The sequence below is a fragment of the Trinickia dinghuensis genome, assembly GCF_003367175.1.
Taxonomy (GTDB): domain Bacteria; phylum Pseudomonadota; class Gammaproteobacteria; order Burkholderiales; family Burkholderiaceae; genus Trinickia; species Trinickia dinghuensis.
Window position 1 is genome coordinate 273575 of the sequence record NZ_QRGA01000003.1, and the last position, 25298, is coordinate 298872.

Annotated in this window: 26 protein-coding genes; 7 read left to right on the forward strand and 19 right to left on the reverse strand. The window is 65.1% G+C overall.

Translation table 11 applies throughout. From position 1 onward, the window contains the following. Positions 1-102: 102 nt before the first annotated feature. Complete coding sequence (locus DWV00_RS05395; RefSeq protein WP_115532519.1) at positions 103-990, forward strand: EcsC family protein; 888 nt, start codon at positions 103-105, stop codon at positions 988-990. Here DWV00_RS05395 and DWV00_RS05400 read toward each other — a convergent pair. From DWV00_RS05400 to DWV00_RS05415, 4 genes are all read right to left on the reverse strand, one after another. Continuing rightward, the gene (locus DWV00_RS05400) at positions 936-1898 is read right to left on the reverse strand and encodes an alpha/beta hydrolase (protein WP_115532520.1); all 963 of its coding nucleotides are present in this window, start codon (positions 1896-1898) and stop codon (positions 936-938) included. The two genes, DWV00_RS05395 and DWV00_RS05400, sit on opposite strands and share 55 nt — an antisense overlap. 220 nt (positions 1899-2118) lie before the next feature. Beyond that, complete coding sequence (locus DWV00_RS05405) at positions 2119-2553, reverse strand: CHRD domain-containing protein (protein WP_115532826.1); 435 nt, start codon at positions 2551-2553, stop codon at positions 2119-2121. A gap of 159 nt (positions 2554-2712) precedes the next feature. After that, the gene (locus DWV00_RS05410; protein WP_115532521.1) at positions 2713-3105 is read right to left on the reverse strand and encodes a surface-adhesin E family protein; all 393 of its coding nucleotides are present in this window, start codon (positions 3103-3105) and stop codon (positions 2713-2715) included. Positions 3106-3340: 235 nt separating this feature from the next. After that, entirely contained in the window at positions 3341-4054 is a 714-nt protein-coding gene (locus DWV00_RS05415; protein WP_115532522.1) for a transglycosylase SLT domain-containing protein, read from the reverse strand. Between the two features lie 235 nt (positions 4055-4289). On the opposite strand from DWV00_RS05415, the gene DWV00_RS05420 reads away from it, so the two are divergent. The 5 genes from DWV00_RS05420 to DWV00_RS05440 all read left to right on the forward strand — a co-directional run bounded on the left by DWV00_RS05420 (position 4290) and on the right by DWV00_RS05440 (position 9154). Continuing rightward, the gene (locus DWV00_RS05420; RefSeq protein ID WP_115532523.1) at positions 4290-4898 is read left to right on the forward strand and encodes a phosphatase PAP2 family protein; all 609 of its coding nucleotides are present in this window, start codon (positions 4290-4292) and stop codon (positions 4896-4898) included. A gap of 393 nt (positions 4899-5291) precedes the next feature. Next, positions 5292-6404 carry an ATP-grasp fold amidoligase family protein gene (locus tag DWV00_RS05425; protein ID WP_245964731.1) on the forward strand — a complete coding sequence of 371 codons (1113 nt, stop codon included), beginning with the start codon at positions 5292-5294 and terminating at the stop codon, positions 6402-6404. 5 nt (positions 6405-6409) lie between these two features. After that, a complete protein-coding gene (locus DWV00_RS05430) occupies positions 6410-7174 on the forward strand; it encodes a DUF6875 domain-containing protein (RefSeq protein WP_220274660.1) in 765 nt (254 codons plus the stop codon). Positions 7175-7282: 108 nt separating this feature from the next. Beyond that, positions 7283-8308 carry a methyltransferase gene (locus DWV00_RS05435; protein ID WP_115532525.1) on the forward strand — a complete coding sequence of 342 codons (1026 nt, stop codon included), beginning with the start codon at positions 7283-7285 and terminating at the stop codon, positions 8306-8308. 150 nt (positions 8309-8458) lie between these two features. Next, positions 8459-9154, forward strand: a complete 696-nt coding sequence (locus DWV00_RS05440) for a response regulator transcription factor (RefSeq protein ID WP_115532828.1) — start codon at positions 8459-8461, stop codon at positions 9152-9154. Between the two features lie 28 nt (positions 9155-9182). On the opposite strand, the gene DWV00_RS05445 is transcribed toward DWV00_RS05440, so the two are convergent. The 14 genes from DWV00_RS05445 to DWV00_RS05510 all read right to left on the reverse strand — a co-directional run bounded on the left by DWV00_RS05445 (position 9183) and on the right by DWV00_RS05510 (position 22625). Next, positions 9183-10586, reverse strand: a complete 1404-nt coding sequence (locus tag DWV00_RS05445; RefSeq protein ID WP_115532526.1) for an MFS transporter — start codon at positions 10584-10586, stop codon at positions 9183-9185. 31 nt (positions 10587-10617) lie between these two features. Continuing rightward, a complete protein-coding gene (locus DWV00_RS05450) occupies positions 10618-11892 on the reverse strand; it encodes an NAD(P)/FAD-dependent oxidoreductase (RefSeq protein ID WP_115532527.1) in 1275 nt (424 codons plus the stop codon). Further along, positions 11889-12857, reverse strand: a complete 969-nt coding sequence (locus tag DWV00_RS05455) for a VOC family protein (RefSeq protein ID WP_115532528.1) — start codon at positions 12855-12857, stop codon at positions 11889-11891. The genes DWV00_RS05450 and DWV00_RS05455 overlap by 4 nt, the downstream gene beginning before the upstream one ends. 21 nt (positions 12858-12878) lie before the next feature. Next, positions 12879-14372, reverse strand: coding sequence for an aldehyde dehydrogenase (locus DWV00_RS05460; protein ID WP_115532529.1), 1494 nt, complete (start codon positions 14370-14372; stop codon positions 12879-12881). 17 nt (positions 14373-14389) lie between these two features. Further along, positions 14390-15214 carry an aspartate dehydrogenase gene (locus DWV00_RS05465; protein WP_115532530.1) on the reverse strand — a complete coding sequence of 275 codons (825 nt, stop codon included), beginning with the start codon at positions 15212-15214 and terminating at the stop codon, positions 14390-14392. Further along, positions 15207-16865: a thiamine pyrophosphate-binding protein gene (locus DWV00_RS05470; RefSeq protein WP_115532531.1), complete on the reverse strand. Its 1659-nt coding sequence runs from the start codon at positions 16863-16865 to the stop codon at positions 15207-15209. The genes DWV00_RS05465 and DWV00_RS05470 overlap by 8 nt, the downstream gene beginning before the upstream one ends. After that, positions 16858-17664 (reverse strand): SDR family oxidoreductase, encoded by an 807-nt coding sequence (locus tag DWV00_RS05475; protein ID WP_115532532.1) that lies wholly within the window; start codon positions 17662-17664, stop codon positions 16858-16860. Before DWV00_RS05475 ends, DWV00_RS05470 begins: the two co-directional genes overlap by 8 nt. Then, positions 17661-18524, reverse strand: a complete 864-nt coding sequence (locus DWV00_RS05480; protein WP_115532533.1) for an IclR family transcriptional regulator — start codon at positions 18522-18524, stop codon at positions 17661-17663. Before DWV00_RS05480 ends, DWV00_RS05475 begins: the two co-directional genes overlap by 4 nt. Beyond that, positions 18525-19436, reverse strand: coding sequence for an alpha/beta fold hydrolase (locus DWV00_RS05485; RefSeq protein WP_115532829.1), 912 nt, complete (start codon positions 19434-19436; stop codon positions 18525-18527). It lies immediately after the preceding gene. 76 nt (positions 19437-19512) lie between these two features. Continuing rightward, positions 19513-20040 (reverse strand): cupin domain-containing protein, encoded by a 528-nt coding sequence (locus DWV00_RS05490; protein ID WP_115532830.1) that lies wholly within the window; start codon positions 20038-20040, stop codon positions 19513-19515. Between the two features lie 53 nt (positions 20041-20093). Next, on the reverse strand, positions 20094-20861 hold the full coding sequence (locus DWV00_RS05495) for an SDR family oxidoreductase (protein WP_115532831.1): 768 nt from the start codon (positions 20859-20861) through the stop codon (positions 20094-20096). After that, on the reverse strand, positions 20854-21927 hold the full coding sequence (locus tag DWV00_RS05500; protein ID WP_115532534.1) for an aromatic ring-hydroxylating dioxygenase subunit alpha: 1074 nt from the start codon (positions 21925-21927) through the stop codon (positions 20854-20856). The genes DWV00_RS05495 and DWV00_RS05500 overlap by 8 nt, the downstream gene beginning before the upstream one ends. Before the next feature lie 70 nt (positions 21928-21997). Further along, a complete protein-coding gene (locus DWV00_RS05505) occupies positions 21998-22309 on the reverse strand; it encodes a recombinase-like helix-turn-helix domain-containing protein (RefSeq protein WP_115532535.1) in 312 nt (103 codons plus the stop codon). Position 22310: 1 nt separating this feature from the next. Then, positions 22311-22625: a non-heme iron oxygenase ferredoxin subunit gene (locus tag DWV00_RS05510; protein ID WP_115532536.1), complete on the reverse strand. Its 315-nt coding sequence runs from the start codon at positions 22623-22625 to the stop codon at positions 22311-22313. A 378-nt stretch (positions 22626-23003) separates the two neighbouring features. Here DWV00_RS05510 and DWV00_RS05515 point away from each other — a divergent pair, with 378 nt between their 5' ends. Then, positions 23004-24119, forward strand: a complete 1116-nt coding sequence (locus tag DWV00_RS05515; protein WP_181885368.1) for a porin — start codon at positions 23004-23006, stop codon at positions 24117-24119. A 100-nt stretch (positions 24120-24219) separates the two neighbouring features. On the opposite strand, the gene DWV00_RS05520 is transcribed toward DWV00_RS05515, so the two are convergent. Further along, entirely contained in the window at positions 24220-25194 is a 975-nt protein-coding gene (locus DWV00_RS05520; RefSeq protein ID WP_115532538.1) for an IclR family transcriptional regulator, read from the reverse strand. Between the last annotated feature and the right edge of the window lie 104 nt (positions 25195-25298).

Below are 25298 nucleotides of genomic sequence, written 5' to 3' on the forward strand. Positions count from 1 at the left end.
AAGTCAAAGAATGACGAATGATAGCATGGGTGCATAGAATTCGCAGGCTGGCGCGCCGCTCGATTGTGGCGCTTCTCCCCACTTCTTCTGTCTACTCGACCAATGGAACCGATCCCGATCACTGAGCCAGAACTTGCTCCGGATGACTTGGCGACACTCGCGCGCGCCAAGCAGGCGCTCGAAGCGCAGCCGCTCGCGATGAAACTGGCAAGCGCCGTCGGCACGCCGATCGAGCGGCTTTTGGAGCGGCTGCCGGCCGGCGCGCACGATACGATCGCCGACGCCACGCGCCGCGCGCTCGACGCGAGCCTGCGCGCGGCGGTCGCGACGCTGGGCGCCCCCGCGCCGACACTGGCAGGCGATGACAATGGGGCTGCACCATCACGGGCGCCGAGCGCCAAGCCGCGCGATTGGCTCCATAAAGTAGCGGTCGCGACGACGGGCGCGGCAGGCGGCGCGTTCGGCTTCTTCGCCCTGCCGGCCGAGTTGCCCGTCACCACCACGCTGATGTTCCGCTCGATCTGCGACATCGCCCGGAGCGAGGGCGAGGACCTGCGCGAAGCCGAGGCGCGGCTGCAATGCCTGGCCATCTTCGGCATGGGCAGTCACGAGCAGGACGAGCAAGCCGACTTCGGCTATTTCGTCGCGCGCGGCGCGCTCGCGCAGGCCATCTCCAAAGCGTCGTCGGAACTGGCGAGCAAAGGGGTCGCGGCGCATGGCACGCCGGCGCTGGTGAGGCTGATGAACGTGATCGCGGCGCGCTTTTCGGCGCAAGTGAGCGAGCAAGTCGCGGCCAAGTCGATCCCGGCGATCGGCGCGGTGCTCGGCGCGGCCGTCAATACCGTCTTCATCGATCATTTCCAGCAGACGGCGCACGGACACTTCGCCGTGAGGCGCCTCGAACGGCGCTACGGCAGCGCGGCCGTGCAGGCGGCCTATCGCGCCATCGAATCGACTTCGAGCGGGCGGGCGTCGCGTTCGCGCGCGTGAGCGCGAACGAATCGCGCGGCCCCCTCGATCGCACGCTTTGCCTCGGGCACGAAAGGCGTCCAGAGCTGCCAGACATGCGGCATGTTCGGCCAGATCTCGCACTCGACCGGCACGCCGGCCGCCTGCGCACGCTGCGCCACGCGGCGCGCGTCGTCGAGCAGCACTTCGGTGCTGCCGGCCTGGATCAAGAGCGGCGGCAGGCCGGAAAGATCGGCGTAAAGCGGAGACAGATGGGGGTGAGTCGGGTCCGTGCCGCCGATGTAGAACTGCGCCGCGCGTCCGATCGAGGCGCCGCAGAACATCGGATCGACCCCGTCGTTCGATTCGAGCGTCCCGCCCGTGGCCGCCAGATCCGTCCACGGAGAAAACAGCACGCCGGCAGCCGGTAGCGGATCGCCCGCATCGCGCAGCGCGACGAGCGTTGCCAGTGCGAGGCCGCCTCCGGCCGAATCGCCCGCGATGACGATCGAATCGGCCGGCGTTCCTTCGGCGAGCAAGGCCCGATAAGCCGCCAGCGCATCGTCGAGCGCGGCCGGGAACGGATGCTCGGGCGCGAGCCGATAGTCGAGCGAGAACGTCCGAGCCCCCGAGCGGGCGGCGAGCGCGAACACGAGCGCGCGGTGCGACGCGGGCGAGCAGAAGTAATAGCCGCCGCCATGGCAATAAAGGATCGTGCGGACGGGCACACCGCGTGCACGATCGCCCGCGCGCTCCAGCCATTCGCCGCGCAACGGCGCGTCGGCGGGCCGCTCGCGTACGGTCAGGCGCCAGCCGGCGGGCACCGGTTGCCGACGAATCCGCGAAGCGGCATGCGCGCGTGCGCGCTCGACGCTTACATGCGGCTTGAGCGTTTCGGGCCGAAATTGTCTCTTGAGCAACCAGCAGGCGACAGCGCTTTGCCAGCTCATTGCAATGCCCCCCCTACATGACGATATATGACCGTCATGTTACGTGTCTGCGTAAGAGCGTGGGCACTACGAAAGGGTGCTATGCGGGAGAACGCACGCCGACGCCAGGGCGCCGCTGGGCGGGCAAGGGAGCCGGTTTTGGGGTCGGCATTCCAGGTGCGCGGCGCCGTGCGCGAGCAACGCGCCGGCGCCGAAACGGGTGCGATAAGGCGATCAGGTATTAGTTGGCCGGTTCGACCTGCCCACGAATTTCACCGGCGGGATTGATCTTGGTGTGGACATTGAAGTACCACTTGCCGTTCATCAAATCGGCGGCTTGCGCATCGGTGAGGGTCTTTTCGCCCTCGATCGGGCTCGCGAGCTTGTCCTTCGGAATGGGGATTTGGGGGTCCGCGTTCTGCCCCACGGGCGCGGGACCGTGGAAGTGCGCCATCGTGGCGGGGCCGGTAAGACCCTCGTACGTAGCCTTCCATTTAAGATCCTTGGACGCCGTGTCGAACGTCGCTTCCAGATTGCCGTGGCCCTTGGACGTCTTCGGCGGCACTTCGCTCGAAGGCTCGAGATCGGCCTTCAGCGTCACCGTTTCGGCGAACGCGGCACCGGCCGCTACTGCCCACAACAGAACGGCGACATTCAGCTTGCGCAATACATGCATCGTGCTCTCCTGTTTGTTGAGACCGCCCATGCGAAATAGCTGTTCGCACCCTACTGGCGGCGGTTCCACATACTAGAACAAGTTGCGTACGCGCGTATGTCAAGCACTCAAGCACTCAAGCGCTCAAGAACGCAGAGCGCCGATTGGATCGGGCTCGCTTCAGCAGACCTTGCGGAACATGATGTCGACGACCGTGCCCGGGCTCACCGCAACCCACGTCGAATCGGTGGCGCGCAGCAAACCGGCCGGGGCGCCGTCCGTGCCCAGATAATGCGTATCGAGCGAGCGCCACTGCTTGCCGGCGCAATCGATTTGATATCGGGTGATCGATACGGACACGGGCGCGCTCGCGCCGGGCATCATCGACGGCGCCTTCCAGGTGGTCTTCGCGGTGTATTCGATATAGCCGTCGGCATCCGTCGCAATGCTGTCGGAATCGACCGCATACGCGAGATCCGAAGCACTTTTCAAGGGAGTCCATTGCGTGGCGTCGGCATAAGCCATCGAGCCGAGCGCAACGGTTACGACGATCAAAGGGCGGAGCCAATTCATATTCTGTGTCCTGACGTTCGAAATGGCCCGGCTTTGCGAGAATCGCTAATTATTTTGGTGTCCTGCCTATTTTGCTGCACAACGATCGGATTCTATCAGAGCATGCGAGCGGCGCGACCCTGAAAACCTCGCCGATAGGCACGCGCTGGCGCAAATTGAGGAGGCGTACTAGATCCGAACCCGCGGGATGCGCCCGATTCGCCGCCCTTTCGTATGCGCGCGCGTCACGCCACGCTCATTGCGCGGTGAACGGCGCCGCCGTGTCGACGCCGCTTGCCGCGCCGACCGTTTCGAAGTCCTTGGCTCGCAGGCTGACTTTGCGTGCATAAGCGGTCGAGCCGCCGTAGCTCTTGAGCGCGGCGCCCACGTCGCCGCGTGCCGATTCGAGGTAGCCGTGCAGAATGGCCGAGCCCGCCTCGATATTGGCGGCCGGTTCGGTCAAGTCGAGATTCTTGACGAGCCGCTTATGCGCCGCCGGCACCACTTGCATGAGGCCCGTCGCGCCGTGCTTGCCGCGCGCGTGGTCCTGAAAGCGCGATTCGATCGAGATGATCGCCAGTACGAGCGCGGGCGGCAGGGAATACTTCGACGCCGAAGCCATTACCGCCGACGAGATCTGCTCGGCCTTCGCGCGCGCAAGCCCGAATCGCCGCGTGAGCATGTCGCGGATACGATGAACCTGCCCGGGCGCGGGATCGCTGGCCGGAATCGGTGCCAGAGCGACGGGGTCGGATGCGGCAGCCTCGGGCGCGGCCGCGGCTGCCAGGATCGCCTGCACGGACGGCAGGGCGGCCGCTTGAACGCTCGACGACGATGCCGCAGCTAGAGAATGCGATGCCCCAACGGCAGCCGCCGCCCCCGCGAGCGCGCGCGATGCTTCGGACTCCTGCGCATTGACGGACGCAGCGAGACCCAGCGAAAGCAGCAGCAGGCAGAAAAGTCGACTCATTACGTATGGGGAATGTGACAGTGCGCCGCATTATAGCGGCTCATTTCGCGCTGTTCAGGGGGACCGATTGAATCATCAGTCAATTAAAAGGGGCCGCGTTGCTCACAGGACGCAGAGACGGGGATGCCGCGCGGCAGCCGGCTATTCGTCCGTCTTTATCCGTCGCGCTGTTCTTTAAGGGGGTCTTAAGTAACGGCAGCAGACAATCGCCCCCTTCTGATCGAGACTACGCACCATGTCACTCACCGAACTCGAAGCGCTGAATCGGGCGCTATTTCTTGCGATCGACGCCACGTCCGCCACGCCGGTCTGGCTGATCGGGACCGCACGGATCGTCGCGAACGACTTGATCTGGTCGATTCCGTTGGTATTAGCCGGTCTCTGGCTGACCGGAGACGCGCGCCGGCGCGAAACGGCGCTCCGGGCGTGCGTCGTCGCCCTGGTGGCGCTCGGCGTGAATCAACTGATCGGTCTAGCCTGGCAACACCCGAGGCCGTTCGCGATCGGCCTGGGTCAAACGTTTCTCGCGCATGCCCCCGACTCCTCGTTTCCGAGCGATCACGGGACGGTCTTTTCGGCCATCTTCATCACGCTATTTGCGCGAGGCATGTCGCGCCTCGGCGCATTGACGCTCGTGTGCGGAATCGCCGTGGCATGGGCCCGCGTTTTCCTAGGCGTGCATTTCCCGTTCGATATGATCGGCGCCTTCGGCGTAGCCGCGGCCACCTACGCTGTCATCACGCCGCTTTGGAACTATGCAGGGTCTCAACTGACGAGCCTTGCCGTCGCCGCTCACCGCCGGTTGTTCGCGGCGCCGATCCGGCACGGCTGGCTGCGCCCTTAGGCAAGCATGGATGGGCAACTGGCCTAGCCCGTCCATCCGCCCCTTTCATAGGCCGGCGCACCGCATACCGTGCGCGCAGGCTTTCCGCGAAAAGATCTCACGACAACATTGCCCGCAGCGCAAGCTTAATTGCCGATATCATATTCATCTAACTTATCGCGCATTTAATTCGATTAAGCTATTGCGCGGCGCTTATGAGTAACAATACTAAACAAATATCCTAATTCTGTAAGCAAAGATTGCCGTACAACACCCCTCAAAATAATCACGGCATAAAACGCCAAACCTTCCCGACTTCCGGCTCGGTTTATTGCCCGCCCCAAGGCGGAATGGTTCCATCACGGGTACTGCACACCGACCTAAACACGCGTACCCAAGCCGCGGGGATGGACCATGCCGAAATCAGCCGAACCCGATCACCAGCAGCCGAATACGATCGAGCCCAGCCTCTGCGACGGGGCGGCGCTCTTGCTGCCGCAAACCGCCCTATCCGGCCCCGCGCGCGCGCGCATCGAACCTCAGGCAGGAACGAACGCAAATAAGCACGTGGGCAGCGGACGCGCACGTCCGTCTTGGCTCACAACGGGTGCGCGCGGGGTATGGCACGCCGCAAAGCGTTTGATGACTGACGAGCAGTTTCTGAAACTTTCGCATCGGCGCCACGTGGGGCGCTTTCCCAACCTGTCCGCACCCACGACGTTCAACGAATACATCCTTCACCGCTGCCTGCATCCGGAGCCGCATTGGAGCGAGCTGGCCGATAAGCTCGCCGTACGCGAGTTCGTCAAGCAGCGTATCGGCGAAGAACACTTGATCCCGCTCCTCGCCGTGCCCGACGTTTTTACCGAAGACGTGTTCGATTCGTTGCCGAACGCTTTCGTCATGAAGACGAACCACGGCTGCGCCTTCGTGGAGATCGTCGAGGACAAGCGCCGCACTTCGTTCGAACACCTGAACCGGCTCGCGCAAAAGTGGCTGGCCAAGGATTACTACCACGCAGGCCGCGAGAAACACTACCGGCCGATCAAGCCGCGGCTGTACTTCGAGCAATTGCTCAAGGACGAGTCCGGCCACATTCCGCCCGACTTGAAGATGAACATGTTCGGCCACGACGCGACGGGCCCGATCATCTACGCAGGCATCGTCTCCGATCGCTTCGGCACGCCGCACGGCGATATTTTCGACGTGAACTGGAATCAGATCGACCTCGCAGTCGGCCACTACCCGAGAAGCAAGACCCCGCCGCCCCCGCCCCCCCATTGGGACGAAATCGTGCGCCTCGCCACGCGCCTGGCCGACGGCCTCGGCTACGTGCGCGTCGACCTGTACGTGCCCGACGGCAAGGTCTATTTCGGAGAACTGACCTTTACGCCCGGCGCGGGCGTCTTCCCCTTTCACCCCGATCGCTACGACTACGAGTGGGGGCAGCTCTTCAAAAAGATGATCGAGGACGATCGGCGGGGGAAGGCTGCGCATCACCCATTCGAACAAGGCTCGCAAGTATGAACAACATGCAAACGACCCCTCTTCCGACGAACGATCTCGTCTCTCGCGCGCTCGCGCAAATCGAGCGGACACTCAGTCTATCGACCGATATCGCAACGGAACCCGATCCCCGGTTGCGCGACACCTACACGGCCGGCCTCGCATGGATGCAGCGCTTCATCATGCGTCCGCATGCCGAGCTCGGACGCAAAGGCGCCGTCTGCCCTTTCGCGAAACCGTCGCACGACGAGCGCGCTTTGCTGTTCAGCGCATTCGATGCTGCGGACATGCCGTTCGACGCGTACATCGCCGCCTTGATGCGGTTGCCGTATCTGTTCGACAGCGTGGCCAAGGCGCGACCGGAGCCGTCTGAACTGCTGTCGCTAGCCGTGTTTCCGATCGGCTTGCAGGGCGACGTCTATTACAAGTTCATCGATTGCGCGCACATGATCCTGAAGCCGTTCTACATGGAGTGCGGCTTGATGCTCGGGGAGTTCCATCCCCTGAGCACGGTGGGCGGCGCGCATGCCCCGTCGTTCCGGCCGATGCGTGCCGACGTCCCGCTGTTCGTCATCCGCGCCATGGCACTGCACGACGCGCTGTTCATCGACGGCGAATCGACGCCCGTCGGCATGCGCGTGCATGAGCTCGAATGCTTTCTGCGCTGGAATGCCGAGCGTCTGTCGGCGCCCGAAAAAGAGCGGGCCGTCGCGCGCCTCGAGCAACGCAGGGCCCAGCTCGCCGCTGACGATGCGGCGGCCCGGCCCGTGGCGCCGGCGCACAGCGTTTGACGCGACGCCGTACGAAAGAGCAAACGCACACCGCAGTACTTGGGGCGGCCGCACCGGCGGCCGGTATCGATTCGAAGCCGATTGACGAAGCACGAGAGGAACACCGTGATGGACGAATTGTCGTGGGAAGAATGGCAAGCGCTTTGCGAAATGATGAACGGATATATCAAGACGCAGGTCCTCTCGACCGCATGCGATCTTGGGGTGTTCGACGTAATCGAGCGCGGCGCCACCGTTGCCTCGCTGGCGAAGCAGCTTGAAATCGGCGAGCACGGCTGTCGAGTACTGTTGCTGGGCCTTAAGCAGCTGAAACTCGTGCGCGTGAGCGAAACCGGTGCCATCGAGAATGCGCCGCTCGCGCGCCGCTGCTTGCTGCGCTCGGCCGAGCAGTCGATGGTTCCGTTCGTCCACTTGAACGATAAGATTCAGCATCGCGCCTGCCTGCATTTCACGAAGGCTTTGCGCGAGGGCCGCAACGCCGGGCTCGACGAATTTCCCGGCGATACCCCAACGCTGTATGGCCGCATGGCCTCGGATCCGGCGCTCGAGCGGCTCTTTCACGCAGGCATGGGCGCTTACACCCGGCTCTCGCCGCGCATGATGGTGGTCAAGGAGTTCAGCGAGGTGTCGAGGCTCCTTGACGTCGGCGGCGGCGACGGCACGAACGCGATTCGGCTCTGCGAGCGCTATCCGTCGTTGAAGGTCACGCTGATCGACCTGCCGTCCGTGATCGAGAAAGCACGCGCCAACATCGAGGCGCACGGCCTCTCCGAGCGCGTGACCTGCGAAGCCGTCGACATGTTCACGGACCCTTGGCCGAGCGGCTGCGACGGCGTGATCTTCTCGCACGTGCTCGAGATTTTTTCACCCGAGCGAATTCAATTCCTCTACAAGAAGGCGCGCGCCTACCTCGAGCGCGGTCACCTTTTCGTCTGGTCGCTCATGTGCGACGACGACGAGGCGGGCGGCCTGCAGTCGGTCAAGTCGTCGCTGTATTTCGTCACTGTCGCGAGCGGCGAGGGCATGGCCTATCCGGTCCGCGATCACGTAACGTGGCTGAACGACGCGGGCTTCGAAGTGGCGTCGACCTACGACGCCCGCGCGATCGATCACTGCGCCCTGGTCGCGCGTTGATGCTTCGCTCGGGCTGAGAATGCGAGGGGCCAAGGGGCAACCGCCGAGGAACGGCTGCCCGGGGGCGCGTATCGAGATCGAGGCACTCGCTCCGCTGTAGCACAAATGCGCTACACGGGGCGGCGCCCTCCCCTTTACAATCGCTCCATCATGCAATCCAATTCCACCGGTTCCGAACCGAGCGCCATCCATGTCGCGATCGTCGAGGACGACGCCAGCTTCCGCGAGGCACTGGCCCGTGCGATCGAGAGCGCGCCGGATATGCGAGTCGCCGGCGCCGCCACCACGCGCGCCGAAGGGCTTGCCTTGCTGCAAGGTGCGCCGGCCGACGTGCTGCTCGTCGATCTCGGCCTGCCGGACGGCTCCGGCATCGACGTCATCCAGGCGGCCGTACGGCAATGGCCCGGTTGCAGCATCATGGTCAGCACCAACTTCGGCGACGAGACACACGTCATGCGCTCGATCGAGGCGGGGGCGGCCGGCTATCTGCTCAAGGACAGCTCGCCCGCGCGCATGGCCGACGAGATTCGAAGCCTAGCCAGCGGCGGCAGCCCGATCAGCCCCATCATCGCGCGGCAGATCCTCGCGCGATTCCAGCAAGGCCGGGCCGCCGCGGCCCAGAGCGCGAAACCTGCCGCTACGCCGCCCCCCGCGCTGTCGGCACGCGAGAAGGAAGTCCTCGACTACATCACCAAAGGGTTCACGACCCAAGAGATCGCCCGCTTGATGGATCTGTCCCACTTCACCGTCCGCAGCTTCGTGCGCCGCATCTACGGGAAACTCGAGGTCAACTCCAAGGCGGAAGCCATTTATGAAGCCCGAACGCTGGGACTGCTGGGCGATTGAGCCGCGCCGTTTCGAGCGCGGCATGCGCTCACGCCTCCAACTGCTCCAGTACCTTGCCCTTCGTTTCGATGCCGAGGAAGTGAACGGTAATCGCGGCCAGGAACGGCACGGCCGCAAGGATATAGAACGCGACGTCGAGATTGCCGCCGGTCATCGTCTTCGAGACGATCGTCGGCGCGAAGATCGCCGCCACCTTCAGCCACGCGCCACCCACACCGCAGCCCATCGCACGGATGCTCGTGGGATAGAGTTCCGGTGTGTAGACGTAGGCAGTGATGAACCCGCTCGCCAGAAAACCGAGCGCCAACGCGCAGAATGCCGCGACGACGTACACGGACATCGTGTAGCACACGCCCGCCATCGCCAGCGAAAGCGCGCAGAGCAGGAACGAGACGTTGATGATCGGCTTGCGGCCGACTTTGTCGACGAGCAGCGCGCACGCGAGCGAACCCAGCACACCGAGCACCGAGGCCGCCACGGCCAGATTCAGCGCGAGCTGCAGCGGCGCGTGATAGATCGTGCGGTAGATCGTCGGCAGCCAAGTCGACAAACCGTACTGAATGAATCCGCACGTCATCCATAGCATCGCCACCGCGAGCGTGCGCTTCAGATACGCGGGCCCGAGCAGATCCTTCACGCTGCGCTTTGGATGGCGGCTCACCATCGCCTCGAACGCCTCGGCATTCGTAACCGGCGCAAGCACGCCCTTCGCCGTGCGCTCGAACGCCGTCACCGCGGCGTCGGCCTCGTCGAGCCGCTTGCGCTCGGCCAGCCAGCGCGGCGATTCGGGCACGATCCGGCGCAGCACGACGAACAGAATGAGCGGCATCGCGCCGATGAAGTACATCGCCTGCCAGCCGAAGCGCGGAACGACCCACGCGCCAAGCGCGTTCGACGCCAGCAGCCCGATCGGGAACACGATCTCGTAGAGCAGCACGAAACGGCCACGGCCGTGGGCGCGGCTAATCTCGTTGATGTACGTCGCCGCTACCGGCAGCTCGCCGCCGAGCCCGATCCCCTGCACGACGCGCAGCGCCGCGAACGCCGCGAAGCTCGGCGCGAAGCCGCATGCGATGCTCGTCACGCCGATGAGGCCCGAGCTCCACGCGATCGCGCGCACGCGGCCGTGCCGCTCGGCGAGCGACGGGAACAGAAAGGCGCCGAACAGCTGCCCGACCGACCCGGACGCGATCAGAAAGCCGATCGCCCAAGGCGTCAGATGCCACTTCTGAATCAGCATCGGCAGCGTCGTCGCGATCGTGATCACGTCGAAGCCGTCGAAGAACGTGGCCAGACCGATCAGCAAGCGCGCACGCACCTGCATGGCGTTCCTCGGCATCCGTTCGAGCCGCGCGATGATCGAGCCGCGCGTGTGCCGTTCGCTCGAATCGACGCCGCTCCCCTGCCCGATGAAATTGTCGATGGTTCGCATGCGTGTCGTCCTCCTGTCCCCAATGTGTGGTTTATGCGAGCGCCTTGCTCGTGTCGGTCAATGCCGATGGATCGACCGGGCGCCCTTGACTCATCCATTTGCGTGCGAGCTTCAACTCGCGCGGCGTATTGATCGCAATCGCGCCGCGCAGATGCCCATGCTCGACGAAGAACAGCGTCGCGCGCTTTTCGTCGAGGCTGCCGCGCACGATCGGCTCGGCGGCGGCGGGAATGTCGCCCAGGATCTGCAGGTTGACGTCGTACTGATCGGACCAGAACCACGGGATCTCGGCGTATGGCGTTCTCACGCCGAGCATCGCCTTCGCCGCCGCGATCGCCTGGTTCTGCGCGTTGGCCCACGATTCGAGCCGCACGCGGCGTTTGAGCCAGGCGTTCGGATGATTCGCGACGTCGCCGCAGGCGAACACGTTCGGATCGTCGGTCGCGCCGAATTCGTCGACGACGACACCGTCGGCCACCGCCAGCCCGGCCGCCTCGGCGAGCGCCGTATGCGGCGCGAGGCCGATGCCCGCCACCGCAAAGTCGGCGTCGAGCGCCGAGCCGTCGGAGAACGTCGCGCGGATACCGTCGTTGTGGTCGTCGGCAGCGCTACCGCCGTCGCCGTTACGGGGGAGATCGTCCAAAGCGAAGAGCGACGCGCCGAGGCGCACGTCCACGCCGTTCGCGCGATGCAGCGCCAGCAGGAAGTCGGACACCGCGGGCGGCACGGAACGGCCGCATAGACGCCCCGCCCCTTCGACGACAGTGACTTCCACGCCGAGCTTGCGCGCCGTGGCCGCCACCTCCAAGCCGATCCAGCCGCCCCCGACCACGAGCACGCGCCGGCTGCGGCGCAAGCGCTCGCCGAGCGCCACGGCTTCGTCGAGCGTGCGCAGATACGTGATGTGAGACGTCTTCACCATTTGCTGCGGCAAGCGGCGCGCGGCCCCGCCCGTCGCGATCGCGAGCCGGTCGTACTGCACCTCGCGGCCCGAGCGCGTCTTGACGACACGCGCGGCCCGATCGATCGACGTCGCGCAATCGGGCTGCCACGCCTCGACGTTCAACGAAGCCAGCTCGTCGTGCTTGACCACGCGCACCGTTTCGATATCGGCGTCGCCCGCCAGCACGGCCTTCGACAGCGGCGGACGCTCGTACGGCGGATGCGTCTCGTCGGCGATCATCACGAGCCGCCCGGCGAAGCCTTCCTTGCGCAGCGTCTTCACGACCCAGCCGGCGGCTTGGCCGCCGCCGATCACGACGACGGTGCGCGGCGCTTCCTGTTCATGGTTGGCGTGGGCACTCATTGCTTACGCTCCGTCATGAATTTGCCCTGTGGGGCCGGGGCCTGCGCGTTTTTTTGACGACGAGTATTGCCGTCCAAGCCGCCATCGACGGCCCATTCCGCGAACACCGTCGGCCCCGGTTCGAACTCGCGAGGCTGCCAAGCGGGCGTCAGAATGTCTTCGTCGGCGTAGTACTCGACCAAGGCGCCCGCGGGGTTCTTGAAGTACCAGAAATAAGCCGACGAAACCGGATGCCGGCCCGGTCCGAGTTGCGTGGTCCAACCGCACCGGCTGATATGCAAGCCGCCGCCGAATACTTCGTGAATGTCGCGCACGGTGAACGCAACGTGGTTGAGGCCGCGCTTGCCGTCGGGCAACGCGAGCAGGAACAGATCGTGATGGCCGCCGTGCGGCGCGCAGCGCATGAACGCGCCGCGATTCGGGTAGCGATCCGAGGTCTCGAAGCCGAGCAACGCGTGATAGAACGCTTCCTGCTCGGCGAGGCAATTCGTGAAAAACACGACGTGGCCCACTTCGATCGGCTCGGCGCGCTCGTAGATCGGCGAAGGCTGATCCACGCGCAATGCCTGCCCCCAAACGTTGGACGGCGAGCCCTTCACGTCGAGTTCGCGTTTGCGCGTCACCTCGACGCGAATCGCCATGCCGGCCGGGTCGTAACAGCCCACGGCGGCGTCGGTCGAGTAATAGCCGCGTTGCCCGGCAAGCTTCGTACGCAGCGGGTCGAGTTCCGCGGGCGTGGCCACGCCCCAGGTCACTTCGCGCAGCGTCGGTCCGCCCTCGAAGGCCACGGGAAGCGACGGATCGTTCGCATCGACGACGAGCACCGTGCAGCCGTTCATCGTTTCGAAGCGGACACGCGTTTCGTCGCGCGCAACCTCCTTCAAACCCCAGTCCGCGAAAAAGCGGCGACAGGTATCGAGATCCGCCACGCCGTAGGTGATCTGTTCGATGCCGAGTATCGTCATGATGTGCGTCTCCGTGCGCGCTCAGGCGTTGGCCCAAGGCAACGCGCTTTCATTCAAACCCCAGTACAGGCTCTTTTGCTGCATGTACTCGCGGATGCCGAGCCGGCCCTTCTCGCGGCCCATGCCGCTCTCCTTCCAACCCGAGAACGGCGTTGCGATCGAAAACAGCTTGTACGTGTTGATCCAGACGGTGCCCGCCTCGAGCGCGCGTGCCGTGCGCCAGGCGCGCTTGTAGTCGCGCGTCCAAACGCCGGCCGCCAGACCGAACACGCTGTCGTTGGCTTGTTCGATCAGCGACGCTTCGTCGTCGAACGGCATGGCGACGAGCACCGGTCCGAAGATCTCTTCCTGGCAGATGCGCGCGCCGTTCGACAGGCCTTCCAAGATGGTCGGCTGATAAAAGAAGCCGTTCTCCCTGCCGTCGCCGACGGGCCGCTCGCCGCCGCACAGCAAACGCCCGCCCTCTTGAAGCCCGAGTGCGACGTAGCGCTCGACCGACTCGCGATGCTTCGCCGAGATCAGCGGGCCCATCTGCGTGTCGGGCCGGGTCGGATCGCCGACGCGCAGCTTGCGGGCGCCTTCGACGAGCCGCTTCATGAATGCGTCGTAGATCGAGCGCTGCACGAACAGCCGTGAGCCTGCGATGCAGGCTTCACCCGACGAACTGAAGATCCCGTAGAGCACCCCGTTCACGGCGTGGTCGAGATCGGCGTCGTCGAACACGATCGTCGGCGACTTGCCGCCCAGTTCGAGCGAGACCGGCATCAGCTTCTCGGCCGCGATCCGCGCAATCCCACGGCCCACGTCGGTGCCGCCCGTGAACGACACCTTCTTCACGAGCGGATGGCGCACCAGCACGTCGCCGATCACCGAGCCCTTGCCCGGCAACACGCTGAGCACGCCCTTGGGCACACCCGCCTCCTCGCAGATGCGCGCCAGCGCCAGCGATGTGAGCGGTGTGATTTCGGCGGGCTTCAAGACGACGGCATTGCCGCCCGCAAGGGCCGGCGCAAGCTTCTGCGCATCGGAGGCGATCGGCGAATTCCACGGCGTGATCGCGGCAACGACACCGATCGGCTCGTGCACGCTCATCGTCAGATAATCGCCGCGCGAGGGCGTCAGCTCCTCGTCGAGCGTCTCGAGGCACGCGGCGTAATAGCGGAACGTATTCGCGGCGCTCGCGACGAGCGCGCGCGTTTCGCCAATCGGCTTGCCGTTGTCGCGCCGCTGCAATTGCGCGAGCGCTTCGTGCCGCTGCATGATGAGATCGGCGATGCGGTACAGCACGAGTGCGCGCTGGTGCGGCTTGAGGCCCGCCCAATCGGCGCGGCGCCAGGCGGCATCGGCCGCTTCGACGGCCTCTTGCGCGTCCTCCGCGCTCGCCGTTGAAATCTCCCTGTTCAGCGACTGGTCCGCCGGATAGATGCTGGCGTAGGGGGTGGCACGTCCGCGCCGCCACTCGCCGCCGATCAGGATGTCGCCGTTCGGGACGAGGCTCGTATCGAATGCAGTCATGTCTTGGATCCCACGGGTCAAATCACGCAGCGCGCGGCGCGATTGCGCACGGCGCGAATCGCGCTGTACGCGGTCAACGCCGACGTCTTAGGGTTGTCCGGCAGCGGACGGCCGCACATCTCCAGCGACATCTCGCCGAACGCGCCGCGCGCGACGATGCGGTGCACGTTGCGCTCGACCTCCGGGTCGGCGATCAAGCGCACCTTCGTCTGATCGAGGCCGAGCCCCGCGAGCGCGACGGTCGCCGCCACGTTCGCGTTCTTCGGGAATAGACGAGCCGCTTCGCGCGCGCTCCCTTCGAAGATCACGCGCTCGCTCGTGAGCGAACGCAGATCGCAAAGCGCCTCGGCGGGCGTGTCGAGCCAGCCGAGCGGCGGCTTGCGCCCGGTGTAGAGCACTTCGTCGAGGCCGCCGAGCTTGGCCGCCGACAGTGCGTCGATCCCCCCGATCGCGCCCGAGAGCAGCGTGAGCGTCGCGTGGCCCTCGTCGGCGGCCAACGAAAGCTGCTCGAGCAAGTCGACGTGAGACAGAGCGCCGATCGACGCGACGGCGCAATCGGTACCGGCCTTCAGCAGCGGCATGACGTGATCGACGAGCGCGCCGTGGCCCGCGCATTCGAGCGCGAACTGCGGACGGCTCGACAGCGCCTCGACCGACGACACCACTTCGACGATCGCATCCACCTGCGCACGCACGAGATCGGCGTGATGCGCGGGGACGATCACGTGCGACACGTGCACGAGCGGATCCGCCTCGACCGCGCGGTAGACCGTCTGCCCGATCGCGCCGAAGCCGATCATCGCGATGTCCACGGGCGCCGGGTGTGGCCGCGGATCACGCATGTTGCGGCTCCTGCTTGCGCACGGGCGGGCCGGCGAATGCCGTCTCGAAGCTGCCGACCGATTGCATGTCGACTTCGACGAGGACGGGGCCGTCGAATGCGAGGCCCTCGCCGATGATCGCTTCGGCTTCGTCGAGCGACGACAGCCGATAGTGTTTGAGACCGAGGCTCGCGCAGAACGCCGAGAATTCGGGCTGATGCAGATCGACGTAGTAGCGGCGGCCGCCGTACTGCGCGTCCTGGATGTTGCGGATCACGCCGTAGCATCGATCGTTCATCAGCACGATCATCATGTTGGCTTTTTCCTGCACGGCCGTCGCGAGTTCGCCGACGTTCACCATCAATCCGCCGTCGCCGACGAGGCAAACCGTCTTCGCCGCCGAGCCCGCGAGGGCCGCGCCGATCGCCATCTGCATCCCTTGGCCGATACCGCCGCCGAGCGCGTGCACGCCGGCGCGCGGGTTGAAGATCTTCAGCATCCGGTTGCCCCAGGTGCTGTTCGAGATCGTGACGTCGCGCACCCAGTTGTAGTCGCGACCCACGGCGCGTTGCAGCGTCTCGACGAGACGCCGGTACGGGCCCAGTCCCTTCGCCGTCTCGGCAACGGCGGTTTCCCGCGCCGCGGCGAGGTCGGCGGCAAATGCGGGATCGATCTTCAGCTTGCCTTCGAGGCGAGTGGCGAGCGCGTCGAGCACGGCGGCCGCATCGCCATGGATGAACAAGTCGTTGCGATAGCCGCGATTGTCGGCGAGCGCGTCGGCATCGACCCGGTAGAGCGGCTGCGGCAATGCGAGCTTGTACTTCAGCGTTTCGTTGCCGCGCAGACGCGAGCCGACCACGACCATCGCATCGCAAGTCTTATAGAAGCGCTCCACGGCCGCGTGCACGTTGAACGCCCCGAGCGTGGCCGGATGATCTTCGGGCAACACGCCGCGGCCCTGCACGCTCGTGACCACGCCGAAGCCCAGCGAGACGAGACGCTCCACCGCGGCGCGCGCATGACGCGTCCCGCCGCCGAGCCACAGCAGCGGACGCTTTGCCGTGGCGAGCGCCTGCGCGAGTGCATCGACACGTGCATCGTCGTGCGTGAGCGTAGTCAGGTGCGGTGCACCAAGGTCGGCCGGCCAGGCCGTCAGTGCCGCTTGAATATCGATCGGAATCTCGACGCTCACGGGGCCGCTCGGTGCGGTTTGCGCCACGCGGACGGCTTCGCGTATCGTCGGCAGCGCCGTTTCGACCGAACGCACGCGGAACGCGGCCTTCGAGATCGACGAAAGCATCGCGAGCTGATCCGGTGCTTCGTGGATATAGGCGAGGTCTTGGTCGAGATATTCGGTTTCGATCTGGCCGGTGATGTGAAGCATCGCGGTGCCGGCCGTCAACGCTTCGACCATCGCGCCCGCCGCGTTGCCGGCCGCCGTGCCCGTGCTCGTGAATGCCACGCCGAGGCCGCCGGACACGCGCGCCAGCCCGTCCGCCATGTTGACGGCACCGGCTTCGCCGCGCGCGCCGACATAGCGGATGTTGCCGCGCCGGCCGATGGCATCGAGGATCGGCATGTTGTGGATCGAGATCACGCCGAACGCCGTCTTGACGCCGCATTGTTCGAGAAAGGCGGCGATCAGTTCGCCGACGGTAGTGGTGTTAGACATGTCGTGCAACGCCTCCGGATACATCGATGTGACTGCCCGTCGTGTAAGACGACAAGGCGGTCGCCAGATAAAAGAGCGCTTGGGCGGCTTCCTCGGGAAGACCGAAACGGCCCAGCGGAATGTGCTTCTTGCGAGCGAGCTCGCTCGTCCAGTCCTGCCAGCTCTGTCCGGGCTGCGCCTGCGTTTCGTAACGCCGGCGCCACTGCCCCGACTCGACGATGCCGATCAGGATCGAGTTCACGCGAACACGCTCGGGCGCGAGTTCGGTCGCGAGCGACTTGATCAGGCTGAGCACCCCGGCCCGCGCCGAGGACGTCGCCACCATGTGCGGCTCGGGCTGCAGCGCGAGCAGCGAGTTCACGCAGACGATCGACGCGTTGCCCGTCGATGCCGCCGCGCGCAGCATCGGCAAAAACGCGCGCGTCGGGCGGACGATGCTGAAATACTTGAGTTCGAGTTCCTCGCGCCAAGCCTCGTCGGTCGTATCGGCGAACGTCGAGACCCGCCCTTGGCCCGCGTTGTTCACGAGCATGTGCGCAGAGCCGAAGCGCGCCTGCACCGCGCTCGCGAATGCGCCGACGTCGTTTGCGTCGAGCACGTCGCAGCGCACGGCGAGTAGCGGGGCCTGAGGAAAGCGGTCGTTCAGGCGCCGCTCCGCTTTCGCCAAGCGCTCGGCATCGCGTCCGCAAATCGCGACCGACGCCCCTGCTTGCAGGAACAACTCGGCAGTCGCGAGCCCGATGCCCGACGTACCGCCGGTGACGACGGCGACCTGCCCCGTCAAATCGATTTGAATCATGAGAGCCCCAATGCCTTCATGTATTGGCTGCGCGCGGGCGGCCGGTAGTTGAGCCGCTTCGAGAGTTCGCCTGCCGCATGGCGGACCTTGTCGATCAAGCCCGCATCGAGCAAGGCCGTGTCGATGCCGGGGCGCGGAATCGTCGTCGTGATGACGGCGACGATGCGCCCAGTGTCGTTGCGCACGGGGGCCGATACGACCGAGATTCCGCGCTCGAACGACGACTCGCTCACCGCGTAGCCGCGGTCGGCGTCTTCGCGAATGCGTTCGTAAAGCATCTCGACCGTCTCGGGCGTCTGCGGCGTGAAGCGTTCGAGCTTCGGCTCCGGATACAGCGCCCGCAGTTCGGCGAGCGTCAAATCGCCCATCAGCACCTGCCCGTGCGTCGTCGCGTGCGCCGGCAAACGCGTGCCGACATTCACTTTCACCGAGCTGAATATCGGCGCGTGGCTCTGCGCCTTGGCGACGAACACGATGTCGCGTCCGTCGCGAATCACGATGTGTGAAGTCAGGCCGGTTTCATCGCGCAACATCTCGATCAGGGGCAGCCCGAGATCGGTGAGTTCGAGCGAACTCAGATACTCGAAGCCGAGCCGCAGCACGGCCACGCCCAGGCGATAGTTGCGATCGCGATCCGCGCGCTCCAGGAAGCCCAACGATTCGAGCGTCTGCAGCAAGCGAAACACGGTCGTGCGAGGAATGCCGAGACGCCGCGAAAGCTCGGGCGCATCGAGCACGGGCTCGCGCGGAGAAAATTCGGTGAGGATGCGCAGTCCTCGTTCGAGACCGGGCACGCGGTAGGCCGTGTCGCCGCGGTCGTCATCGGCGCCGGCGGCCGCGCGGGCGGATTCGGGCGTCATTTAGATACTCCGTTGTTCGAGCGCGATGCGATAAAACGCATCGATCAGCGCGTTGTAGGCATCGGGCGCTTCCACATAGCCGGCGTGCCCCGCGCCCGGCACGATCTGCAGCGGCACGCGTGCTGCTTGGGCGATCGCTTCGCAAGCGGCGGGCGGGGTGATCGCGTCTTGCTCCCCGACCGCCACGTGAATCGGCCCCGCGTAGGTAGCGGCCGAGGCCGCGAGGTCGGCGGCAAGATCCGCGTTCGCGAGCAGATGCGTCGCCTGCGCATAGCCATGCGGCACCACGCGCGACATGTTCCATCGCACCCATGTGCGCACGGCTTCGCCGGCACCGGGCGAGACCATGTTGCCGCTGCGCTGCCGCGCGAGCCCGTCGGGACCGAGTTCGTCGAGCATGGCAAGGCGCGCGTCGCGCTTTTGTTCGCGCACGGCCTGCGGTGCGGCGCCGTAGCCGGCCGCGGGCGAAATCAGCAACAAGCCGGCAAGACGCTCGCTCGATACCGCCGCGAACGCGCCGGCAACGATCGCACCGAGCGAATGGCCGACCAGTACGCAGCGCGCGACACCGAGCACATCGAGCCAGCCGCGCAGGCGCAGCGCGTAATCGGCGGCGACAGGCGAGTCGGCGTCGACGGGCGTCGATACGCCGTAGCCGGGCGCATCCCAGGCCAGCATGCGATGCGTCGATCCGAGCGTTTCGAGCTGCTGCACCCACGACGCCGCCCCCGAGCCGATCCCGTGCAGCAAGACGATCGGTATCGAAGCCCGTCCTTCGTGTGCCGCTCCGGCTGCCTCTCGGTAGCTCACGCATGCGCCCTCCACGGCCGCTTCGCGGACGGGGAAGCGGGCGAGGCGCGCTTCAAGCAGCGCAGTCGAATCGACTGCAGGGGACGGGGCGACGTAACTCATGGCTTCAACGAACGGTTTCGGATGCAATGGCAAAGGCAATGTCGATTTCGGCGACGTGGACAACGTGGCCGATGGCTTATCGCTTGATCTTGGCGAGCGGCGAATCGGGCGGATAAGTCGGCGTGATCGGCTTCGACGAACCGAGCATCACGCACATCAGCGCGTCTTCCTCGCCGATGTTGATTTCGGTCCGATACACACCCGGCGGAACCGAAATCAAGTCGCGCTCACCGAGCACCGCCTCCCAGGTTTCGCCGTCCTTCTCGCAGATCACCTTCATCTTTCCGCGCAGGACGAAGAAAATTTCCTCGACGTCGGTGTGAATGTGGCTCGGCCCGATGTTGCCGGCCGGAATCACCATCGTCGAAAACGTGAACCCGCCCGCGGGCACGGTGTTCACATCCTTGGCTACGCCCGTGCCGCCCGTGCCGACATAGCGCATCTGCGCGCGGCGGTACTTCGGGTCGTAGTCGGCTTGGAACTTCAGCGCATCCCAGTCGTAGCGGCGCGTTTGGTAGCGCGCGACGCGGGTTTCCATCCATTGTTCGAAGCTGGCATCCGCGGGACGGTCCCACGACTTGCGTTCGATATCGGCATCGGCCATCGATTTCTCCTTGCGGTTGAACTTGCTACGTTCGTTCAGTTCGTTCAGTTCGTTCATTTCATGACGAAGCCGCCGTTCACCGGCAGCAGCTGTCCGGTCACGAAGCGCGCGGCGTCGGACAGCAGGAACAGAACCGGACCCGTGACGTCTTCGGGCATCTGGGGCCGGCGCAGCGCGCGGCCTTCGAGGTAGTACGCGTGACGCTCGGCGGGAACATAGGCGGTCGCCTCCACTTCGGTGAGGCCCGGTGCGATCGCATTGACGGTGATTCCGTCGGCGCCGAACTCGCGCGCAAGCGAGTGCGTCATCGCGACGACGGCGCCTTTGCTCGCCACATAGGCAAGCAGCTTCGGCGCGCCCCAGAGCGCTGTGTCGGATGCGATGTTGACGATCGCGCCGCGGCCCGATTCGCGCAGCCAGCGCTGCGCAGCGATGCTGACGAGCCAGGTGCCGCGCACGTTCACGTTCATCACCGCATCCCACGTTTGCACCGCGAGTTCGCTCGCGAGCTTGCCGCCGGAGTTGGTGATGGCCGCGTTGTTGATGAGGCCGTCGACACCGCCCATGCGCTGCGCCGCGGCTTCGACGAAGGCGTTCACGCTGTCGGGGTCCGCCAGATCGAGCGGCAGGTAGCCGACGTCGTGCCCTTGCTGCGAAAGCGTCTCGGCAAGCGCGACACCGGCATCGTGCAATACGTCGCCGAACGTCACGCGCGCCCCCGCCTCGGCCAGTGCTTGCACGAAAGCGGCACCCAGCCCTCTGGCGCCGCCCGTGACGATCACGCGGCGGCCCGCAAGCGCGGTTTGCGCGATCTCACGCATGGCTGTGCTCCGCATCGCCCGCTTGGCCGGCACGCCAGGCGTCGAGGTCGGAGAAGTGCTGCTGCGCGCGCTGGCGCAGCATGCGCCGCACCCGCGTCATGCCGACGTCGTGCTGATAGAGGAATTCATGATCGCGCGCATGCGGCGCCATGCTTTCGAGCACATAGCGGTCTTGCTCCAGCACGGCCCAATGCAGCCCTTCCAGGCGATTGCGGTACATGAATCGCCATGCGTCGCGCTGCCAGCCCGACACCTTGCGCGTGCGCCAGAAGTAGACCTGGCAGTTGTTTTCGTCGACGGGCACGGCGAACCCGATGATCCCGAAGTTGCCGCCCGGGCCGAACTTCTTCTTGTACGGAATCGCGAGACGCATCCACAAGCAGCCTGTCTCGCCCAGTTCGACCCAGTCGAAATTGACGTCGCGCTGGCCGATCTTTTCGAATACCAGGCCGGATTCGGTCTTGCGCACGCGCATGTCCGCCTGCTTGTCGCCGTCGGCCATCGAATGCGAGGTGGCATGCAGGTAGGCGCCGTGCATCGGGTCCATCACGTTGTCGATCGCGTACTGGTAGTTGCACTTCCAGTTCGACATGCACAGAAAGTGCGAATAGGCGTCGTCGACCAATTCTTCCGGCAGCACGAGCGGTGCGGGTTCTTGATGCGCATCGTCGCCGAACCACAAGAAGATCGCGCCCGCGTGCTCCTGAACAGGATATGACTTCACGCACTTGCTCCCTTCGAGCGGGCAAGCGGATACGGCAGGCACGCTCTTCACAGTGCCGCCGCCGTCCACTTCGATACCGTGATACCAGCAGGCCACGCGATCGCCGAGATTCCAGCCCAGCGACAGACGCGCGCCGCGATGCGGGCAGCGGTCTTCGAGCGCGTGAACGCTGCCGTCCTTGTCGCGCCAAAGAACGATTTGATCGCCGAGGCGCGTGAGCCCGATCGGCGCGTTGCCGACCTGCCAGCTCGGCGCAACGGGATACCAGTAATTGCGCAGGCCTTGGTCAAGGTAAGCGCGGATCGGATCGGCGCCTGCGGCTGCGAGTGTGGGAGACGTCATCAAAGAACTCCGGGTACTTGATCGATGTGACAGGGCACGGCCGGCGCGAGGCTCGGCCGGGCGCGTTCGCTCATTCGGCGAGCCGGCGCAATTCCGCAGCGAGACGCGTCTCGTCCCACGCGGCGCCCTCGGGCGTGCGGAAGCCGATACGGTTCAAACCCGCCACGACTTCGTCGAGCTCCGCCGCGCCGGCCTCGAACGCTTGTTCGAGTGCATCGCCGAAGTCGTTTTCGTATTGCGTCGGCTCGGCCTTGCGCGTTTGCCAAACGAAGTTTTCCGTTTCGCCCGGCTTTTCGATCACGCCCTTGCCCGCGACGTTGTTCGGCTGCGGCGCGAGCCAGGGCTTGAGCCACGGATTGAAGTTCACGGGGATTTCTCGCATGTCATTCCACCTTGATCTGAATTTCTTCGCCGGCGAGACGCACCGAATACCGCTTCAAGTCGCGGCCGCCAGGCTCTTTCAGGCATTTGCCCGTAGGGATATGGAACACGGCTTCATGCAGCGGGCACTCGACCGTGTCGCCGTCGACGAAGCCCTGCGTCAGCAATGCGTACGCATGCGGGCAGACGTTTTCGAGCGCGTAGATCTCGTCGCCTACCTTGTAGATACCGATTTCCGTCTCGTCGAGCTTGTACTCGAGCGGGGCATCCTCGGTCAGGTCGCCGGCATGCCCGGCGCAGCGCCATTCTTCAGCCATGTTTCACCTATCTTGATCTGATTAGTTTGTTCCATATAAGGAACATCAGTTCGTGTATGGTTCATTATAGGCACGGCGGCTCGGCGAAAAAACAGAAATCTCGCCACCCTCGGGAAAACACTAGGTGACCCGCCAAGAAGGGCGCGATCAGGCGTATTCACCTGTTGATTCCAGGACTTACAGACGATGTGTCGGCCCGGCCCCTTGCTCGGGACCCAGGGTTTTCACTGCCCCAAAAAACTATTTCTCCGATCGAAGAGTGCCCCTATACTTTTCCATAGGTGTTACGTTGATTCATATATGGAACACGCACTCCAAGCGAGAACCGACCCAAGCAGCGGCGGATACGTTGGAGGTCAGGAGCCTGAGCCGGCCGCGATGCGCTGCCGGTCATTCGTCAAAACATTGAGGAGTCCTAAGTTGAAGAAAATCGTCGCCGCGGGGCTGACCGGAATCTGTGCCGTTTCCAGCGCGTGGGCGCAAAGCAGCGTCACGCTATACGGCAGTCTCGATGCAGGTGTCGCCTATATCAGCAACGTGGGCGGCAGCGCAAAGTGGATGGAAGAGCAAGGCAACACGCAGCCCGACCGCTGGGGCCTGCGCGGCATGGAGGATCTGGGCGGCGGCCTGAAGGCCGTCTTCCAATTGGAAAGCGGCTTTTACACGAACACGGGCGCTTTCGCGAAAGCGGGCACGCTGTTCAACCGGCAAGCCTTCGTGGGTTTGAGTTCGGATCGGTTCGGCACATTGACACTCGGCCATCAAACGCCGTTCTCGTTCGACGTGCTCGGCCCGTTCAGCACCGCCTATCTCGGCAGCAGCTGGTATGCGTTCCATCCGGGCAACATCGACGAACTCGCGGATACGGGCGTCGTGCCGTTCGACAATTCGGCCAAGTATCGCTCGCCTACGTTCTACGGCTTCACCGCGGAAGCGATGATCGGGCTCGGCAACACGACGAACTTCTCGAATGGCCGCACGATGAGCTACGCGCTCACATATGTGAACGGTCCTTTCAAGGCCGGAGCCGCGTGGTCGAACGAACACAACCGCACGGTTTCGATGGCGACGACCGATCTGGCGACGTTCCAGGGCCAGCCGGCTGCGACTTATGTTGCCGACAAGGTCGAGAACATGGGTATCGGTGCCTCGTACGGGTTCGGCAAGCTGCTCGTGCACGGCTTGTACACGCGGACGAAGCTGCAGTCGAACGGCCATTCCGATACGTTCCAGAGCTACGACGCGGGCGCGGACTACCAATTCACCGCGGCCAATTCCGTGGTGGGCGGCGCCGCGACATCGACGCTCGCCGGCCAGCGCTGGACGCAATTCATGCTCGGCGACGTCTACTCGCTCTCGAAGGCCACGCAGCTTTATGCCAACGTGCTCTACGAACGCGCGAGTTCGAACGCGCAAGCGGCCTTCTTCACGGCCGGCGTGGCGAGCGGACGCAATCAGTCCGTCGTGCTCGCCGGCATTCATCACTCGTTCTGAAACTTCGACATGGCGTGCGTGCAAGCTGTCCGCGCGCCTCTTCCGCCGCACCGCTGCTCGGCTGCCGCGCGATCGCCGATCGTGCGCCGCCGCGCGGTATTCAGCCTGCCGTCAGCGTGCGCAGACGCGCCGCTTGTTCGGCCGTGGGATCGTTCGCACGCTGTCGATAGTTCAAGCGCACCGAAAGGTCGATCGCGGCGGCGCACACGGTGGCGATCAGCCGCGCACGCTCGGCTTCGTCTCCGATGTCCGAACGCGGCACCGTCACCGTAATCGCCGCGACGATCCGGCCGGAATGATCGCGCACTGGCGCGCTGACGACGGAGATTCCCGCTTCGAACGCCCCCTCGCTGATCGCATACCCCTGCTCCGCGCTCTCTTGCGCACGCCCGTATAGGTCGGCGACGGTCGGCGGCGTACGCTCCGTATAGCGTTCCAGTTGCTTCTCGGGATAAAGCGCACGCAGCTCGCTCAACGTGAGATCGCTCATCAGCACTTGGCCGTGCACCGTGGCATGCGCCGGCAAGCGCGTGCCCACGTGGACCTTGACCGAACTGAACATCGGGTCGCGCGTTTGTGCCTTGGCGACGAAGACGACGTCGCGCCCATCGCGGATCAACAGATGGGCGCTGAGCCCTGTCGTATCGCGCAGATGGTCGAGCACGGGCGTGCCGACATCGGTCAGCTCAAGCGAACTCAAGTATTCGAAGCCCAGCCGCAGCACGGCAACGCCCAGACGAAACTGGCGATCGCCGTTCACGCGCTCGAGAAAGCCGAGTGCTTCCAGCGTTTGCAACAGGCGGAAGGTGGTCGTGCGCGGAATGCCGATGCGTCGCGACAGTTCGGGCGCGCCGAGCACGGGCTCGCGCGCCGAGAATTCGGTGAGAATGCGCAGGCCGCGCTCCAAGCCGGGCACGAGATACGTGGACGAACTCGCGCCCTCTTCCTCGGCACCCGCGGGTGCCGGTACATCCGACGATTCAAGCGCGGCGTCTTGCGCGTCGGCGGCCGGCGTCTCATCCTTGCTCGGCGCGGTGCCGCGGTGCGCGCTGCCTGTCATGTTTTGCTTAGCCATGGGCGGCTGATAACGCTTCTAGATTCATTGACCCTTGGCATGATAGCGCGAAGCGCGCCGGGCTTAAGCAGGGCCACGTCCGGGCGGCCGCGCTGCATCGATAC